18 protein-coding genes are annotated in these 16,473 nt (G+C 48.7%); 10 read left to right on the forward strand and 8 right to left on the reverse strand.

All coding sequences use genetic code 11. The features are described 5' to 3' along the window. Nucleotides 1-10 precede the first annotated feature (10 nt). Both rimM and metF read left to right on the forward strand, forming a co-directional pair. The gene (gene rimM, locus ACFOET_RS02780; protein WP_379019339.1) at nucleotides 11-532 is read left to right on the forward strand and encodes a ribosome maturation factor RimM; all 522 of its coding nucleotides are present in this window, start codon (nucleotides 11-13) and stop codon (nucleotides 530-532) included. Nucleotides 533-675: 143 nt separating this feature from the next. Next, on the forward strand, nucleotides 676-1,632 hold the full coding sequence (gene metF, locus ACFOET_RS02785) for a methylenetetrahydrofolate reductase [NAD(P)H] (protein WP_379019341.1): 957 nt from the start codon (nucleotides 676-678) through the stop codon (nucleotides 1,630-1,632). 44 nt (nucleotides 1,633-1,676) lie between these two features. Here the strand turns inward: metF and ACFOET_RS02790 are convergent, their stop codons facing one another. After that, nucleotides 1,677-3,347, reverse strand: a complete 1,671-nt coding sequence (locus ACFOET_RS02790; protein ID WP_379019343.1) for a glutamine--tRNA ligase/YqeY domain fusion protein — start codon at nucleotides 3,345-3,347, stop codon at nucleotides 1,677-1,679. A 147-nt stretch (nucleotides 3,348-3,494) separates the two neighbouring features. Here ACFOET_RS02790 and ACFOET_RS02795 point away from each other — a divergent pair, with 147 nt between their 5' ends. Next, nucleotides 3,495-4,796 (forward strand): FAD-dependent oxidoreductase, encoded by a 1,302-nt coding sequence (locus ACFOET_RS02795; protein WP_379019345.1) that lies wholly within the window; start codon nucleotides 3,495-3,497, stop codon nucleotides 4,794-4,796. Nucleotides 4,797-4,834: 38 nt separating this feature from the next. Here the strand turns inward: ACFOET_RS02795 and ACFOET_RS02800 are convergent, their stop codons facing one another. Further along, nucleotides 4,835-5,308, reverse strand: a complete 474-nt coding sequence (locus tag ACFOET_RS02800) for an Lrp/AsnC ligand binding domain-containing protein (RefSeq protein ID WP_379019347.1) — start codon at nucleotides 5,306-5,308, stop codon at nucleotides 4,835-4,837. Nucleotides 5,309-5,697: 389 nt separating this feature from the next. Between ACFOET_RS02800 and ACFOET_RS02805 the strand changes: the two genes are divergently transcribed. Continuing rightward, the gene (locus ACFOET_RS02805; protein WP_379019349.1) at nucleotides 5,698-6,738 is read left to right on the forward strand and encodes a hypothetical protein; all 1,041 of its coding nucleotides are present in this window, start codon (nucleotides 5,698-5,700) and stop codon (nucleotides 6,736-6,738) included. Between the two features lie 19 nt (nucleotides 6,739-6,757). On the opposite strand, the gene ruvC is transcribed toward ACFOET_RS02805, so the two are convergent. Next, nucleotides 6,758-7,324: a crossover junction endodeoxyribonuclease RuvC gene (gene ruvC, locus ACFOET_RS02810; RefSeq protein ID WP_379019351.1), complete on the reverse strand. Its 567-nt coding sequence runs from the start codon at nucleotides 7,322-7,324 to the stop codon at nucleotides 6,758-6,760. Nucleotides 7,325-7,456: 132 nt separating this feature from the next. On the opposite strand from ruvC, the gene ACFOET_RS02815 reads away from it, so the two are divergent. Both ACFOET_RS02815 and ACFOET_RS02820 read left to right on the forward strand, forming a co-directional pair. Continuing rightward, the gene (locus tag ACFOET_RS02815) at nucleotides 7,457-8,431 is read left to right on the forward strand and encodes a lysylphosphatidylglycerol synthase domain-containing protein (protein WP_379019353.1); all 975 of its coding nucleotides are present in this window, start codon (nucleotides 7,457-7,459) and stop codon (nucleotides 8,429-8,431) included. Beyond that, a complete protein-coding gene (locus tag ACFOET_RS02820; protein WP_379019355.1) occupies nucleotides 8,412-9,545 on the forward strand; it encodes a glycosyltransferase family 2 protein in 1,134 nt (377 codons plus the stop codon). The genes ACFOET_RS02815 and ACFOET_RS02820 overlap by 20 nt, the downstream gene beginning before the upstream one ends. Here the strand turns inward: ACFOET_RS02820 and ACFOET_RS02825 are convergent. From ACFOET_RS02825 to ACFOET_RS02845, 5 genes are all read right to left on the reverse strand, one after another. Beyond that, nucleotides 9,538-10,269: a lysophospholipid acyltransferase family protein gene (locus ACFOET_RS02825; RefSeq protein WP_379019357.1), complete on the reverse strand. Its 732-nt coding sequence runs from the start codon at nucleotides 10,267-10,269 to the stop codon at nucleotides 9,538-9,540. The genes ACFOET_RS02820 and ACFOET_RS02825 overlap by 8 nt on opposite strands. A gap of 159 nt (nucleotides 10,270-10,428) precedes the next feature. Next, entirely contained in the window at nucleotides 10,429-10,953 is a 525-nt protein-coding gene (locus tag ACFOET_RS02830) for a hypothetical protein (protein ID WP_379019359.1), read from the reverse strand. 21 nt (nucleotides 10,954-10,974) lie between these two features. Then, a complete protein-coding gene (locus ACFOET_RS02835) occupies nucleotides 10,975-11,679 on the reverse strand; it encodes an SDR family NAD(P)-dependent oxidoreductase (protein ID WP_379019361.1) in 705 nt (234 codons plus the stop codon). A 1-nt stretch (nucleotide 11,680) separates the two neighbouring features. Beyond that, nucleotides 11,681-12,697, reverse strand: coding sequence for a lysylphosphatidylglycerol synthase transmembrane domain-containing protein (locus ACFOET_RS02840; protein WP_379019363.1), 1,017 nt, complete (start codon nucleotides 12,695-12,697; stop codon nucleotides 11,681-11,683). A gap of 57 nt (nucleotides 12,698-12,754) precedes the next feature. Then, nucleotides 12,755-13,090 (reverse strand): hypothetical protein, encoded by a 336-nt coding sequence (locus tag ACFOET_RS02845; protein WP_379019365.1) that lies wholly within the window; start codon nucleotides 13,088-13,090, stop codon nucleotides 12,755-12,757. Between the two features lie 65 nt (nucleotides 13,091-13,155). On the opposite strand from ACFOET_RS02845, the gene ACFOET_RS02850 reads away from it, so the two are divergent. From ACFOET_RS02850 to gmd, 4 genes are all read left to right on the forward strand, one after another. Continuing rightward, nucleotides 13,156-13,680 carry a hypothetical protein gene (locus ACFOET_RS02850; protein WP_379019367.1) on the forward strand — a complete coding sequence of 175 codons (525 nt, stop codon included), beginning with the start codon at nucleotides 13,156-13,158 and terminating at the stop codon, nucleotides 13,678-13,680. 44 nt (nucleotides 13,681-13,724) lie between these two features. Beyond that, a complete protein-coding gene (locus ACFOET_RS02855; protein WP_379019369.1) occupies nucleotides 13,725-14,246 on the forward strand; it encodes a DUF2911 domain-containing protein in 522 nt (173 codons plus the stop codon). A gap of 141 nt (nucleotides 14,247-14,387) precedes the next feature. Further along, entirely contained in the window at nucleotides 14,388-15,263 is an 876-nt protein-coding gene (gene rfbA, locus ACFOET_RS02860; protein WP_379019371.1) for a glucose-1-phosphate thymidylyltransferase RfbA, read from the forward strand. 2 nt (nucleotides 15,264-15,265) lie between these two features. Continuing rightward, on the forward strand, nucleotides 15,266-16,405 hold the full coding sequence (gmd, locus tag ACFOET_RS02865; RefSeq protein ID WP_379019373.1) for a GDP-mannose 4,6-dehydratase: 1,140 nt from the start codon (nucleotides 15,266-15,268) through the stop codon (nucleotides 16,403-16,405). Nucleotides 16,406-16,473: the final 68 nt, after the last annotated feature.

Raw genomic sequence — 16,473 nt, forward strand, 5'->3', positions numbered from 1 at the left:
AACGAAAGCAATGGATCTGATCGACAGTTTTTACATTGGGTATATCAGCAAGACAAGGGGGCTTAAGGGCGAAATTCAGTTGTTTTTCGAGTTTGAAGACTACCAAGCGCTGGAGCTGGATACGCTTTTTCTGGAAATCGACAGGAAACTGGTGCCCTTTTTCGTGAATTCGGTTAAGGTTTTGTCCAACCGGACCGCTTACTTGTCGTTGGAAGATGTAAACCATATTGATCAGGCTCAGGCATTGGTCCGGAAAAAAGTTTACCTGCCGAATAGTAAGTTGCCGGTGCGTGATCCCGACGATTTCCGTATGACAGATTTAAAGGGATTTCAGGTGTTTGACAAAACGCTGGGTGAATTGGGTACCATCGTCGAGGTGTATGAGTACCCTCAGCAGCACGTCGCATCGGTCATGTATAAAGGAAATGAGTTGATGTTTCCGCTGAATGATGAACTGATTGTATCCATCGATCAGGGCAAGAATAGGCTGGACGTCGATCTGCCAGAAGGATTGGCGGATGTGTATTCCTGAACAAGGTCGTCTCGCCCCGCCAGCTAACGACAAAATTTTCGCTTAAAAGGACTTCAGCCACTAGTAGCGCATGGCAAATTCGCTTTGCATATAAATGCGAATTTGCCTAAGTTTGGCGGCTGCAATGACCGCGGCTCGATAATATGAAGATAACTGAACACATTAAGAACGCGAACGGAAAGACCCTTTTTTCGTTTGAATTGCTGCCCCCGATGAAGGGGCAAAGCATTGCCAACATATACAAGACGATCGATGCACTAATGGAGTTCAAGCCGCCATTCATAGATGTAACCTATCACCGGGAAGACTACATCTATAAACAGCATCCCAATGGGTTGCTCGAACGGATCGCTTACCGGAAGCGGCCCGGTACGGTGGCTATCTGCGCGGCCATTATGAATAAATATAAGGTAGATGCCGTGCCTCATTTGATCTGCGGGGGATTTACCAAAGAGGAAACGGAGAATGCCCTGATTGATTTGCATTTTCTCGGCATCGATAATGTGTTGGTGCTGCGTGGAGATGCACGGAAAGCCGACAAAGATTTTGTGCCGACCCCGGGTGGGCATGCCTATGGCACGGACCTGTTGCAGCATGTGAAAGACATGAACTGCGGCAAGTACCTGCATGAAGATATTGAAAATTCGGAATGCACAGACTTCTGTGTGGGAGTGGCCGGGTATCCTGAAAAGCATTTTGAAGCCCCCAACTTCGAAACGGATTTCAGGTACTTAAAGAAAAAAGTAGACATGGGTGCGGACTTTATCGTGACGCAGATGTTTTTCGACAACAGCAAGTACAAAGCATTCGTGGAACGCTGCCGGGCGAATGACATCCATGTGCCCATTATACCAGGCTTGAAACCCATCACGTCCGTGAAACAGCTCATCACCTTGCCTAAAATTTTCCATATTGATATCCCTGTGGAGCTCAGTGAGGCTGTCGGCACCTGTAAATCTGCACAGCAGGTGAAAGAGATAGGCATTGAATGGATGGTACAGCAATGCAAGGAGCTGGTCGAATTTGGGGCGCCCGTACTGCACTTCTACACGATGGGCAATCCAGCGCCCACGAGGCAGATTGTGGAGCAAGTGTTCTGACGTCCTTGCTCCTTGTTTTTATCCTGCAGCCCTGTTTTCTACGCTTACTCTTTGTTCATTTCCTTCGCCCAGGTGTCTCGAAGCGTCACCGTGCGGTTGAATACCGGCGCATCAGGGGCAGATCTGCTATCGAGTGTGAAATATCCTTTGCGAATGAATTGATAGCCCTTGCCGGGAATCGCGTGGTGTAAATCTGGCTCAATATAGGCGCGTTCGATGATGTGCAGGCTTTCCGGATTAATGGTTGCTTTGAAATCTTCTTCTGCGGCTGGGTTTTCTACATTAAAAAGACGGTCGTATAACCTTACTTCCGCGGTTTTCGCATGCCTTGCGCTCACCCAATGGATGGTGCCTTTTACCTTTATGCCACTGGTGTCTTCGCCGCTTTTGGATTGGGGAATATAGGAGCAATGGATTTCGGTGATATTTCCTGCCTCGTCTTTTGCAAAACTTTCGCACGTGATGATGTAAGCGTGCTTAAGCCTTACTGTCAATCCCGGGCCGAGCCGGAAAAATTTCTTAGGCGGGTTTTCCATAAAGTCTTCCCGCTCGATCCACAGTTCGCGGCTAAATGGGATATCGCGGCTGCCGTCACCTCCTTCTGCTTCTGGATTGTTTTCGCCGGCTAGCATTTCCTCTTTGTCCTCAGGATAATTGTTGATCACCAACTTCACAGGATCCAGTACAGCCATACGCCGCCACGCCGTCTTGTTGAGGTCTTCGCGGATGCAAAACTCCAATAGCCCTACGTCGATGATGTTTTCGCGCTTGGCTACGCCAATGCGCTCGCAGAAATTGCGTATACTGGCCGGCGTGTAACCCCGACGCCGCAGGCCGCTGATTGTGGGCATGCGCGGGTCGTCCCATCCTTCCACGTGTTTTTCATTGACCAGCTGAAGCAGTTTCCGCTTGCTCATCACCGTGTAGTTCAGGTTCAAGCGGGCAAACTCATATTGCTTGGAAGGAAATATCTCCAGTTGCTCGATGAGCCAGTCGTATAACGGGCGGTGGGGTACAAACTCCAAGGTGCAGATGGAGTGCGTGACCCCTTCAATTGAATCACTTTGCCCATGAGCGAAATCATACATCGGATAGATACACCATTGATCACCTGTGCGGTGATGGTGAGCATGTTTGATGCGATACAACAGGGGGTCGCGCAGGTGCATATTGGGACTGGACAGATCGATTTTGGCCCGCAGCACTTTTGTCCCATCGGCATGTTTCCCGGCCCGCATATCTTCAAAAAGGCGCAGGTTTTCCTCCACGCTGCGGTCACGGTAGGGGGTAGCCTTACCTGGCTCGGTAGGGGTTCCCTTGGATGCTGCGATTTCTTCGGAAGAGCTGTCATCGACATAGGCAAGCCCCTTTTTAATAAGTTTTACCGCATATCCATATAGCGTTTCGAAATAGTCTGACGTATACAGCTCCTTAGTCCATTTATATCCCAGCCATTGGATGTCGCGTTTGATGCTCTCTACATATTCGGTTTCCTCGGTTAGCGGGTTGGTGTCATCAAACCTGAGATTGGTCTTGCCGTTGTATTTTTGTGCCAACCCGAAGTTCAGCACAATGGCTTTGGCATGCCCAATATGTAGATACCCGTTAGGTTCTGGCGGAAAGCGTGTCAGTACCCTGCCGCCGTGTTTGCCGGTGCGGATATCCCCTTCGATGATCTCTTCTATGAAATTGAGTGATTTTTCTTCATTTTCCATGGTGCAAATGTAGCTGTTTTCACCCGAAGTGCGAAGCCGGAAAACCTTCGGCGAAAAGCATGGGAATACAGAAACAAAATTCCGAAAAGTAAACTTTCCTGAAGCAATTATGTCTAATTTTACGTCTTTGTTCTAAATTGACGCGTGATGAATAAGCGATATCTGTTTTTTTGTTTGCTGGTTGTGCTTCCAGTGATGGCGTTGCCGCAAAGCAAGCGCCCTCAGGTGCTGGTATACGGTGATGGGGTGGACGCTTATGCGGCGGCGCTGCAGTCATCCATGTCAAACCTGAATACGGTATGGGTGATTAACGGCGATGTGATGATGCCCGAACTGACCTCAGAGGTGATCTCCATCACGGCTAACGCCGACCTGGACGCCGGCGTATGGGCCGACTTGCTGGCAAAAACCTTGCGCCATGACCGGCGCAGCGATTCGTTGTCTGCTATCGCCAAAAGACGGATAAATCCGAGGATTGTACAGAATGTTGTAGACAGCATGACAACGGTATACAAGAACCTGACGATCATCAAAGGAGGCGAGGCGCGGTCGGTAAAAAAGTCGCGCAACGACTGGCGGATTGAATTAGCAGACGGGAGCCGCTTCCGCATACGGGCAGTGGTGGATGCGTCTGCCGAGGCGCACTTATACCGCCTTGCAGGCCGTGAGGTGGACAGTATCCGCGCACGGACCACACAGCCGGAAAATTATTTTCAAATGGGTTTGCACGACGGTCTCTCCCGCACCGGCGTAGCGGTTGGTGATCTGGATGACCGTGTGTTTACCCTGCCATTGGGTGCCTTGGCGCCAGCGGACGACAGTAACTTGTTTTTGACGCGGTGCTTGCCCGCTCTTCAGGGGCTGTTGCGTCATACTGCCGATGATATCCCGTTGCTGATGCATGTGGGGCAGGCTGTAGGTGCCGCGGCTGCCTATACTGCTTTTTACAAAACAACATCAGATAAATTGGATGCACGGAACGTGCAGGGCGAGCTATTGCAATACGGTGCGCGCTTGATGCCGTTTGTCGACATACCAATTGAAAGTCCGCATTTTGCGGCCATTCAGCGCGTCGGTGCTGCAAGCGTCCTGCTTGGGCGGTTGGATGAGGTGGGCCGCCTCTATTTTGATCCTGATTCCGCGGTAACAGCAGATGAAGTGCAGCCGGTGTTGAACCGGCTGTTTTCCAGAAGCCAGATTTGGTTTGTGGACCATGCGGATGTCGACACCTTGACACTGGCCGATCTGTTCAGTTATATCAAATTCGTTGGACAGCGCGGAAACGAGCTGGAGGGACAGGTCGAAAAAAATTGGAAGCGACGCTTCCAATTTGAGGACGATTATGACGAGAAGCAGCCGGTTACCCGTCGGCGTATGGCTGTATTGCTGGATGTTTATTGCAGGCCATTCGATGTCAAGGTGGGACTGGACGGCACCATTCAGCGGTAGCAGTAAGGGTGTGGATACAGTCCCTTTGGGCCGATCAGTTAGGTTAAGCTGATCTGCCTTTTGATGCTTTCCTCCAAGGAGATGATGGTCTCGGTACGTTGAATACCCTTTACCGATTGAATATCTTCATTGAGCACTTTCCGCAGATGCGTGGTATCCCGGCATATGATTTTTGCAAACATGCTGTAGGCGCCCGTGCAGTAATGTAGTTCTACTACTTCTTTTACCTGTTTCAGCTGTTCAACGGCATGATTATACTGAGAACCTTTCTCCAGATAGATTCCGAGAAACGCTGTGATGTCAAAACCGACCTTTTGTGGATTGATAATGAGGTTTGAGCCTCTTATAATTCCCATTTCTTCCATTTTTTTCATTCTTACATGGATAGTTCCGCCAGAAACGATTAGTTTTTTGGCTATTTCCGTGTAAGGTATGGATGCATCGTTCATTAATATGGATAATATCTGAATATCTAGGTTGTCAAGATCGAAATTGTCGTGCTTTTTTTCCATTTATAATGATGTTTTTGTTAATACATATCAAATATAATTATAAAAAGTGCAAAAATTAAGTGTTTTTATAGAAAATACTTTGATAGTCTAATAATTTTTCTACTTTTGTATCAATAGATCGGCAGAAAATGTGAGAATGCTGAATTTTAATGTCGCCCTCCCTCAATTTAATATAGGTTTATAATTGGTTAGCGTAGAAGCTCCTCTCCCAAAGGAGCTTCTTCCTTTAATGTTTGCTTAACTATTTCTTATTAATTCGTAATTACAGGTGTTTATTGACAATTTATCAAAAATAGGCACTAAAATTGGTTTTTTTGTGAAAATTTCTTAATTTTTTCGTGACCAATGAAAGTCGTATCTTTACCTGGATGCAGGTATATTGACAAGTTATGGAAGACATTAAGATTTCTCGGAAAAAGCCCATGTATGCAGTTACCCCTATGCTGCAAAAATACCTGCGCAGCTACCAGCGCGACGCTCGCTTCCCCGTTAGCTACGGCAACCTGATGGAGTTTTATGAGACGTTGCCGGTACTGGATAAAAACGGGAAAGACACCCTTTGGGAGACACCGTTGTATCCCCCGCATATTCAGGAAAATTTATATAACGGACTGAAAATCATTTATGCGGAGTTGAAGGCCTCCGGAAATACACGCATTGTAGAACATAAATACATCGACAGAGTAGAGTATTGTGCTTTCGGCAACACGCATCCTTTCCGGGTACGCATCGTAAACCGGTTGAACGATGTGTACGACTATTTCTATGTAAAACAGGCTGACGCATCGCGGATTTATGGATTGGAACTGGAACAGATTATCTCTCCGAATCCGGTAAATTATCTGGTAGATGGGCAGCAGACGCTTGTGGAGGAACACATTGTGGGTATCCCCGGTGACGTATTTACCAAATCGTTGATGCATAACCCCGATTACAACCCGAAACGCATAGCCAAGGAGTTTGTCAAGTTCAACGAACGCTGTATCATTACGCTGCTGGGCGACATGCGCGCATATAATTTCGTGGTGCAGATCACACCGGATTTCGATGACTTCCAATTCCGGATTCGGGCGATTGATTTTGACCAGCAGTTTTATGAAGGCAATCCCAAAGTTTATATGCCTCAGTTTTTCAAAGACAACCTGCCTTACGTTCAGCTTTGCATGGAGCATCTGACGGAACGTACGGTGTCGCAATACCAGCAGGAAGAGCGGTCGTCGATCGTGCACCGCGTGCGTAGCGAGCGTCACCGTATCGCTGCGCTGCGTGACGTGTCGAGCACTGAGGAGCTATCCACGGCGGCCAATGTAAAGCAGCTCCGCGAAGGATATGCTGAGTACTACCGGAATGACCAATACCTGAATTGCAAGACGATGACCGATATTATCGAACTTAATGTAAAGAATGTAATCAGGCAGGTAAAGTTATAGGTGCGGTTTCGGCGTTCGGTTATTTCAGGCGGCTTGCGTTTTCGCGCGCGAATGCTTCCCACCCTGAGTAGCTGTTTTTTTTAGAAGCGGCTGTGTGGTTTTGAAAGGCGTGGCATACGGCTACGGCCAAACCGTCAGTAGCGTCCAAAAACTGGGGCGTTTCGTCAAACCGGAGCAGGGTCTTAAGCATGGCTGCAACCTGTTCTTTGGCCGCATTGCCATTGCCGGTCACCGCCTGTTTGATTTTCCGTGGTGCATATTCGAAAATCGGAATGTCTTTATTCAAGCCAGCTGCCATGGCGACCCCCTGCGCGCGGCCGAGTTTAAGCATCACCTGAATGTTTTTGCCATAAAAAGGGGCTTCCAGGGCCATGCAGTCCGGGTGGTATTGTTCGATAAGTGCAGTAGTTTTCTGGAAAATGCGCTGCAATTTGAGTCCGTGGTCTGTCAAGTGTTCCAGTTTGATCACCCCGAGATTGATCAATGACAGCTGCTTGCCGGTTTCTTTAATAATGCCGTAACCCAACACTGCCGTACCGGGATCAATACCCAGTATTATCCGTTCCTTGCCTATAGACTTTTGCACCTTGCAATATTAGGTTTTTTGGCGGAATAAACCGCATCGTTTTAGACTGCAATTGATGGCACGTCATGATCGATAAAACCGGGAGGTCAGGTTTGCTTTAAAATTAGTAACATTGCATGCAAAATCACGGACTTGACCAAAAAGACGAAAAAGATACTTGGTATTGCGCTTAAGATTGCCATTCTTGGTTTGGTGGTTTGGGCGCTTTACCACAAGCTTAATAATCACGAAAACCTGAAGGAATTTGAGCGGCTGATGCGTACGCTTGGCACCGATACGGTGATAACCACATTGTCTGTTATTGTCGTACTGATGTTCGCAAACTGGTTTTTGGAGGCGGTGAAATGGCAGTATCTCTGCCGGTATATCGAACCGATAAGCTTATGGAAATCCATACAGTCCGTATTCTGCGGATTGACCTGGGCCGTTTTCACGCCTAACAGAATAGGGGAGTACGGCGGCCGGGTGTTGTTTCTCCAACCCCGGAAGCGCATTTTCGGTGTGGTGGCAATGGGGGTGGGTGCCTTGGCGCAGCTGGTATTGACGAGTGTGGCGGGGTCGCTCAGCATCGCCTGGTTTGTTAATCGCTTTTTCGATGTCGGTGCCGTCGTAGGTATTGCCTTGTGGATGCTGGCAGCAGTTTATGCGGGATTTTTTCTGACGCTTTACTTCCATGTAAGCTGGATAGAGTGCTGGATAAAGCGGGTTGGTTTTCTGCGCAAATTTCATCGATTTTTTGAGATTCTGACCCGATACAGCAGGGGCGAACTCATCGTCGTCTTCTTGAACTCATTGGCGAGGTTTGTGATTTTCACCTCGCAGTATTGCATATTGATGTTGATCATTATCCCTGATATTGATTTTGTGCCGATGCTTTTGCTGATCTTTATCCTGTTTTTTGTACAAGCCGCATTGCCGACGCTCGATTTGTTCGACTTCGGTGTCAGGAGCGTTACGGCGAGCTATCTGTACGCGCACATCACCGATCAGGATATCGCAGTGATGGCGGTAGCTTCTTGCATTTGGTTTATAAACCTTATATTGCCCGCCATTTTAGGTTCAGTGTTTGTCTTAAAAATTAATTTCTTTGGCGACGCAGTTGATTAGTGCCGTGCTGGCGGTACTTACTGGAGTTTATGCGGTGTTGGTGTGTTATATGCGAGTGGGGTGGGCTGCCTTACCCTTTTTTGCGAGAAAGACAATGCCGCAAACCAAGGTGAGCGTGCTCATCGCCGCGCGTAATGAAGAGGCTAACATCGGGCGTACGCTAACAGACCTGCTGGCGCAGGATTTTCCCGCGGAGTTGCTGGAAATCATCGTCATCGATGACCATTCTACCGACAACACGTCGTCGGTGGTACAGTCTTACGCAGGTCAGGGGGTTAAACTTCTGCAACTGAATGAGTCAGCGCCGCTAAACTCATATAAAAAGAAGGCAATCTCCAGGGCGATCGAAGCGGCGGCGGGCGAGTTTATCGTCACTACGGATGCCGATTGCCGGATGGGCCGCGACTGGCTTGCAACCATAGTCACGTTTGCTGAAGAACACGGCTGTTTTCTGGTATCCGCCCCGGTCTTATATTCGCAGCAGCGAAGTTTTTTCGAAGAGCTGCAGACGCTAGAGTTTCTCTACCTGATCGGGCTTGGTGCCGCAGGTATCGGAAATGGGTATCCATCCACCTGCAACGGCGCAAACCTCCTCTACCGCCGCGATGTGTTCCATGAAATGGGCGGGTTCAACGGGATCGATCACCTTGCTTCTGGCGATGACGAGTTATTTCTGCATAAGGTAGCGGCGCGGTATCCCGATAAAATCGGTTTTTGCAAGTCGCGTGATGCAGTTGTCTATACCGATGCAAAAAGGACAATTGACGGTTTCATCAGGCAGCGTAGGCGCTGGGCTTCTAAAAGCACCCACTATAAAAATAAGGGCGTGGTTGCTTTGGGGGTAGCGATATGGTTGTTTAATGCCATGCTGTTGGCATCGGGTGTCTTGTCGGTATTTTACGGAGCGCCTTTGTTGACTGTTTTTTTAATTGCCTTTTTATTGAAATTTGCGGTCGAGCTGCTTTTTCTATATCCGCTATGCAGGTTTGCCAAGCGGACGGACTTAATTACCTACCTGCCGCTGCTTACCGTATTGCATGTGGTCTATATGGTATACATCGGCATTGTGGGCAATCTGGGCAAATACCAATGGAAGGGACGGCGGGTTAATTAACTTTTTCCCGTATCCGTGCCTCAGCTTGCGCTACCACCTCTTCTGTCGTGAGTCCTTGCGGCTCAATCGGTGTAAGCACTTCCCAAGACATCCGAGTGAAGGTGTTGAGCGGAAAAAAGCCGTAACGGACCATTTGCCAGGAGTTGTTGATTGCTACGGGCACCACCAGTACATTCGGAACTTTTTTGAGTATTGTAGCCGCTCCCCCGACATTGAACGGTTTAATTATTCCCGTTTTGGATCGCGTGCCTTCGGGAAAGATAAAGGCTGACCAGTTTTTGACTTTCATGTTGTTGGCCAGTTTCAGGATTTCGCCGATGGACTGTTTTGAGTCCTTCCGGTCGATATTCGCGGCGCCTCCGTGGCGGAGGTTAAATGAGATGCTGGGAATGCCTTTCGTCAGTTCAATTTTGGAAATGAACTTGCCGTGGTGTTTGCGCAGGAAAAAGATGAGCGGAGGAATGTCGTACATGCTTTGATGATTGGCTATGAAAAGGATGGGCCGGTCCATCGGAAGCTGTTGGTTATTCTTGAATTTGACCCTGTTGCACAGCACGTAATAGGACGAGAGCAAACACCAGTTAAGCACATCAACACAGTTTTTATGAGCCCTGTATCCTCCCCATTTTAGGCAAATCCATTGGATGGGATGAAATACGGTGATGATGATGCCGAAAAGCAGATAAAAAAAGGGGGAGAGGAGGTAACCGAAAAATTTTCTCATGTACGATAATGCACCGCTAAAACGTTGAAACCTTGCAAAAAGCCACACTTGCCTGTAACAGACCGGAAGCTTCATTTCGGTGTATAAACAACTTCTTCTGATTAAACTGCAAAGATATGATTAATTAGATGTTTCCCAAGCCACTGCGTCAATGGGAATTTAATGAGCTATCGAACGTTCTTTGAAACGTTCCCGGGTGTATGTGCCGGGTAGGGCATGGTCGCCTTCTTCAAACCTGAAATTGACGGAGCTGATGCCCGGTAATTCGGTGAATGCATAGGTGGCTTCCAGAAGGTACATTTGTGCCCCCGATGATCCCATCTGCTGGGTGAGGTACCGGGCATCCGGGATTTGAAGATGGAGAGTATTGTTGGAAACACTGTCTACTTCTATTGTGATTTCCGGGTAGTTGGTCATCAGCGCTTGGGCAAGGTCATCGGCGGTCAGCAATGCCCGGTCAAAATCGGGGTTTTTTTCGGCGATCAGACGCTCGGAGGTTTCATCAAAAGCCGCGATGTAGGGCAGTGCTGGCAACAGCGCCCCCATGTCTTCGGTGATTTCGCCGGCCACGTTGCCAGGTGTTTGCTCCGAATCATTGTCCCTGTATTCGTTTCTGCAGGAAACAAAGGCGGTCATGATGCACAATGATGCTGCTAATGTGCGGAATAGACTAAATTTTTTCATTTTGTTTTATTTAATTTCATCCTATGGGGTGGTTACCGCTACGGGCAAAACCTTCCCGTTGAAAAACTGGTGACCGGTCATCGCGAAACCGGCAATGTATCCGCCCATTTCCGCTGCCGTTATGGGCGACTTATATGTTGGGAACGCTTTGGCAAGCATTTCTGTTTGTGCTGAACCCAAAGCTAAGCAATTTATTTTGATTGCCTTATCGGCGAGCTCACCAGCTAAACATTCCGTAAGCGCATGTAGGGCGGCTTTGCTTGCTGAATACGCCGTTAAACCGGAAAACTTCACGGATCCTTGGAATCCGCCCATACTGCCAATATTGACAATGTGGCTGCCCGGCGGCATCAGCGGTATCAGGCTCTGTATCATGTTTACATGCCCTATGAAGTTGTGTTGCAGCAATTCTGTAAACTCGGCTGCAGACGTGTCTTCAAACGGTTTATTGACGAGCGCACCGGCATTGTTGATCAAGATATCTACCTGGCCAAGTTTTTCATGGATAGACGGTAGTAGGTTTTCGCGGTAATCGCCATGGACCAAATCAAAGGGCAGGGTGTGCAGAATGCATCCGGGGCTATGCCGGATAGCTGTTTCCCGAAGGGTGTCCAGACCGTCTTTTGAACGCGCAATCGCTGCAATACGGTTGTCTGACGTAGCCAATGCAAGGGCGGTTTCAAATCCTATGCCTCTGCTTGCTCCAGTGATCACAATATTTGCCATGTCATTCGTTTTTGATTGAGTTTGCTTCGTTAGGTTCGTCCTCTTCGTCATCGTTGTCCATTTCAGCTTCCTCTGTTGTGGGCAACCGGTCCTCGCCCAACCCTTGCGGATGGAAGATGAAATAAGATCCGAATGCCGCCAACGAAGCTGACGTAAGGTAAAACAGCAGGCTGATCAGCAGGGCAAGGTGCTTGTCCAGATCAAAATATGTTGCTCCAAACACAAACACCATCTCCCGTGCACCGAGCCCGCCTACAGTGAAGGGGACGACCGCTACCAGCGAAGAAAGCAGAAACATAAACAAATAAGGAGAAAATTTACCTTCGAAACCTAATGCATACAGCAAAAATATGGCGCACAGAACCTGCATGGATTGCGCGCAAAATGCCTTGATATGTGCCGGGAAAAACCGCTTGCTGTAATCGGAGAAGTACCGGCGGATAATGATATAATAAGCTACCGAACCCAATACAACGACGATGATGGGGACTTCATTGGGAATCTGGAGGCGAGGGATAAAAATCACCAGCGCCGAGGTGATCAGGCTCAGTGCCCAAAGCCCGCTTAATCGATCGAAGAATACCGCTGATAGCAATTTCCGGCCCTTAACTTTGAATTTACGGCGCAGAAAGTAAATCTTGTAGCCATCCCCACCGACTCCGCCAGGTAAGAACAGGTTGTAAAAAAGTCCCAATAAGTACAGCTTAAAGTTGTATCGTTCGGTTAAATTCAACCCTACGCCTTTGAAAAAGCCGTTAAGGCGGGAGGAAGCGATGAGTATCGAACAGCAGTAGGCCACAAATGCGAGCACGAGAAAGACCGGGCTTGAAGCCAGGATCGTCTGTTTGATGAACTGCCAGAAACTGGGTGGATATCCATCAGATCCGGCGTTAATGTTTTCGATCGCTGTCTCCCTGTAATCCGCTTCCACCCTGCTGAACACCCAATATAGCGCGGCGGCTGTCACGCCGATCTTGAGCACCGTTTTTGTAGTCCGCCACATTCTTTTCTGAGACATGTCGTTTTCGATAACGTCCCAAAGGTATAAAAAAGGTGATGAGTAGCGTAATTTGGCTTAGCCGAAAATAATGGGATACAGTCTTATGTACAGCAAGACCACGTAGGTAATCAAAAGCGCTGTATTCAATGACAGCATCCAGTTCAGATCGGTTTTCTCATACTTATTGCGGAGGGTAAGGATAAGCAAAGCAAGGAAGCTCAAAAAAAGCAACCCGGGAAATAGGAATGCCCATTTGTTGTCGATGTATACGAAAGTATCACCTAACGGCCTGGCGGTTTTGTCTTCCAATAAGGCAGGCGCGAAAGCAAACAACAGCGACAACATGAAAAGCCGTACCAATAATTTAGCTGTGAATTTGCTGATGGTATGGTTTTTGGGGCGGGAAATCATACAAATCTTATTATCTTTACATCACAAAAATACAAATTCATATATCATACAACTGCTTTTCACAGATGAATAAGTCACTATTTTTATTTGCCGCACTGTTTTCCGTGTCTGTTTTTTTCATATCCTGCGCTTCGCAACGGGGTGCTGTCGAAGGTTCACCATCTGCTTCGGCGTGGCGCAGCGGGGTTCGGGGCCAATGGGTTTTACATGCTATAGATAAGGAGAATTTTCCGCCTGCTTATTCGGTTAAGACTGTTTTTGAAGAGGCTCCGGCCGAATGTTTCATCGGCAGTGTATGGAACCTCCCCAATAACGGCAGGGGCAGCATTACGTTTGATGCCGAGGGGAAGCTTTGTGCCCCCGGTGCCGTGCGCAATATAGTTTGGTCGATTTATAATCCGGGAAAAGGTAATGGCGACCCCCAGTTCCAGTTTAAAAAAATCTACCCCGGCGACAAGCCGAGCAATGTAACGGCCGGATATCGGCTGGAACTGTCGTATGCTGATGCCGAACACCTGACGCTACGGATGCCTTTAGATTTGGAGGGCAAATCTGGTTACCTGGTATTCAATTTCGAACGGCTACGGTAACCCGCGTAAAGCTGATTGATCCAATACTTTAAAATTATATGCATATGAAAGCACGTATGTTATCCTTACTGATCGTCATGGCGACGTCGGTATTGTCCTTTGCCCAGCAAGACAAAAGCCAGCGGGCCAGTCCGCCGGACAGTACTATCGTTACTACGGAAGATGGCGTTACAATCGCTATACATTACAGCAAACCGTCCTTGAAAGGGCGACAGCTGGGTGTAGATATCGCACCAGTAGGACAAAGATGGCGTACCGGCGCCAATGAAACCACCACCTTTGAAGTTGATCAGGATGTCCTTGTGCAAGGACAACCCTTGCCAGCGGGAAAATACGGTCTACATTCCATTCCTGACGAACACGGCATGACGCTTATCTTCAGCAAGGTATGGGACCAGTGGGGTACACGGTATGACGAGTCGGACGACGCATTGCGGGTGACGGCTACCCCGGCGAGCGCCAGGGAATCCATGGAGCAGCTTACCATCAACGCTGACAAAAGCGGCACCGTTACGCTGGCTTGGGGAGAATGGAGGGTGCCATTCACCGTAAAAGCCGCTAAGTGATTCGCTCAAGCAGCAAGGAGACACCCCAACACTTGTACCGTGAGTAATTTGGGTGTCTCCTTGCTATTTATTGCACAATCTTTTCCGTTATTCTTCCTAAAGTGATACTTTTATCCGCTGTGTTTTATTAAATTTGATAAAGTGAAAGGTATTATATTAGCTGGGGGCTCGGGGACACGACTGCACCCGTTAACTTTGGCAGTCAGCAAGCAGCTGATGCCGGTCTATGACAAGCCCATGATTTATTATCCGCTGTCTACATTGATGCTGGCAGGCATCCGCGAGGTGTTGATCATTTCCACCCCTCACGATCTTCCAGCATTCCAAAAGCTGTTGGGAGATGGCTCACAGTTGGGGTGTTCGTTCTCCTACGCAGTGCAGGAGCAACCCAATGGGCTTGCACAGGCATTCGTGATCGGGGAGTCATTTGTGGGTAAGGAGAAAGTCGCGCTGATACTTGGTGACAATATTTTCCACGGCGAGGGCCTGTCCCGTCTGCTTCAGCACAGTGCGGATCCGGACGGAGGAGTGGTGTTTGCCTATCCTGTATCCGACCCTGAGCGTTATGGTGTGGTTGAATTTGACGAAAGCCGCAATGTGGTTTCAATTGAGGAAAAGCCGGCCCGGCCGAAATCAAATTATGCGGTTCCGGGGTTGTATTTCTATGATAACTCCGTGATTGAGATCGCCAAGAGTATCCGGCCTTCGGCACGAGGCGAATATGAGATTACTGACGTAAACAAGGCATATCTTCAAGCGGGACGCCTGAAGGTGGGGGTATTTAGCCGTGGAACCGCATGGCTTGATACAGGTACATTTACGTCGCTCATGCAAGCGGGGCAGTTCGTTCAGGTCATCGAAGAGCGGCAGGGGCTGAAGATCGGATGCATTGAGGAGGTGGCTTACCGGATGGGGTTCATTGATGGACAGCAACTGGAAACTGTTGCTCGCCCATTGATGAAAAGCGGATACGGGCAATACCTGTTAGCATCTGTGTTAAAGAAAGCAGTTGATTGATCATGTCGAAGGTAGCTTTGATAACCGGTATAACCGGACAAGACGGGGCCTATCTGGCCGAGTTTCTGTTGAAGCGGGGGTATCGTGTCCATGGACTGAAGCGGAGGAGTTCCCTGTTCAACACTGAACGCATTGACCATCTTTATCAGGACCCCCACGAGTCCGACCGCCACTTTACACTTCACTACGGTGACCTCACCGACGCAACAAACCTCATCCGAATCATTCAGGAAACGCAGCCGGACGAAATCTACAACCTGGCGGCGCAAAGCCACGTGAAAGTCAGTTTTGATACCCCCGAATATACGGCAAATGCAGACGGCCTCGGGACACTCAGGATACTGGAGGCCATCCGCTTGCTCGGCCTCGGCGAGAAGTGTCGTTTTTATCAGGCTGCGACGTCAGAACTGTATGGATTGGTGCAGGAAGTGCCTCAAAGCGAGAAAACTCCCTTTTATCCTAGAAGTCCTTATGCCGTAGCCAAATTGTATGCCTATTGGATTACCGTCAATTACCGTGAAGCGTATCGCCTTTACGCATGCAACGGCATTCTTTTCAACCACGAAAGTCCGGTGCGCGGCGAAACATTCGTCACACGCAAAGTCACGCGGGCAGCTGCACGCATAGCACTAGGTTTGCAGGATAAGCTGTACCTCGGAAACCTCTCGGCACAGCGTGACTGGGGCCATGCGAAAGATTACGTAGAAGCCATGTGGTTAATGCTCCAGCAGGAAAAGCCGGAAGACTATGTAATAGCCACGGGCGTTACCACGACGGTACGCGATTTCGTGCAACTTAGCTTTGCTGAACTGGGGATAGAAGTCGCATTCAGCGGAAAGGGCGAGCTGGAAAAAGGCGTGGTGGTCGACGCGGATGAGCGACGACTCAATGAGCTGGGCATCAACCCGGGTAACATCAAGTTCGGGCAGACTGTTGTTAACGTAGACCCCGCTTACTACAGGCCTACCGAAGTAGACCTCCTCATCGGCGATGCCTCCAAAGCACGGGCGAGGTTGGGGTGGGCGCCAAAATATGACCTTCATGCGCTCGTGCAGGATATGGTGCACGCTGATTTGCACCTCATGCGAAAAGATGAATACCTAAAAATGGGCGGCTTCGGTACCCTGAACTACCTTGAGTAAACCCCTGTCTGTTGCCAGAAACCACGTTGGAACAGTTTTTGCATATAAGTTAAATGTGTGTAAGGGAG

The organism is Parapedobacter deserti (genome assembly GCF_042646065.1).
In the GTDB taxonomy this organism is placed as follows: Bacteria; Bacteroidota; Bacteroidia; order Sphingobacteriales; family Sphingobacteriaceae; genus Parapedobacter; species Parapedobacter deserti.

What these genes read in the sequence shown, in the direction of transcription:
- ACFOET_RS02790 (WP_379019343.1), bottom strand. Translation starts at nt 3,347, where the DNA reads ATGGAAAATGAAGAAAAATCACTCAATTTCATAGAAGAGATCATCGAA.
- ACFOET_RS02830 (WP_379019359.1), bottom strand. Translation starts at nt 10,953, where the DNA reads ATGAAAAAATTTAGTCTATTCCGCACATTAGCAGCATCATTGTGCATC.
- ACFOET_RS02850 (WP_379019367.1), top strand. Translation starts at nt 13,156, where the DNA reads ATGAATAAGTCACTATTTTTATTTGCCGCACTGTTTTCCGTGTCTGTT.
- ACFOET_RS02835 (WP_379019361.1), bottom strand. Translation starts at nt 11,679, where the DNA reads ATGGCAAATATTGTGATCACTGGAGCAAGCAGAGGCATAGGATTTGAA.
- metF (WP_379019341.1), top strand. Translation starts at nt 676, where the DNA reads ATGAAGATAACTGAACACATTAAGAACGCGAACGGAAAGACCCTTTTT.
- ACFOET_RS02825 (WP_379019357.1), bottom strand. Translation starts at nt 10,269, where the DNA reads ATGAGAAAATTTTTCGGTTACCTCCTCTCCCCCTTTTTTTATCTGCTT.
- ACFOET_RS02845 (WP_379019365.1), bottom strand. Translation starts at nt 13,090, where the DNA reads ATGATTTCCCGCCCCAAAAACCATACCATCAGCAAATTCACAGCTAAA.
- ACFOET_RS02855 (WP_379019369.1), top strand. Translation starts at nt 13,725, where the DNA reads ATGAAAGCACGTATGTTATCCTTACTGATCGTCATGGCGACGTCGGTA.
- ACFOET_RS02800 (WP_379019347.1), bottom strand. Translation starts at nt 5,308, where the DNA reads ATGGAAAAAAAGCACGACAATTTCGATCTTGACAACCTAGATATTCAG.
- ACFOET_RS02805 (WP_379019349.1), top strand. Translation starts at nt 5,698, where the DNA reads ATGGAAGACATTAAGATTTCTCGGAAAAAGCCCATGTATGCAGTTACC.
- ACFOET_RS02795 (WP_379019345.1), top strand. Translation starts at nt 3,495, where the DNA reads ATGAATAAGCGATATCTGTTTTTTTGTTTGCTGGTTGTGCTTCCAGTG.
- gmd (WP_379019373.1), top strand. Translation starts at nt 15,266, where the DNA reads ATGTCGAAGGTAGCTTTGATAACCGGTATAACCGGACAAGACGGGGCC.
- ACFOET_RS02840 (WP_379019363.1), bottom strand. Translation starts at nt 12,697, where the DNA reads ATGTCTCAGAAAAGAATGTGGCGGACTACAAAAACGGTGCTCAAGATC.
- rimM (WP_379019339.1), top strand. Translation starts at nt 11, where the DNA reads ATGGATCTGATCGACAGTTTTTACATTGGGTATATCAGCAAGACAAGG.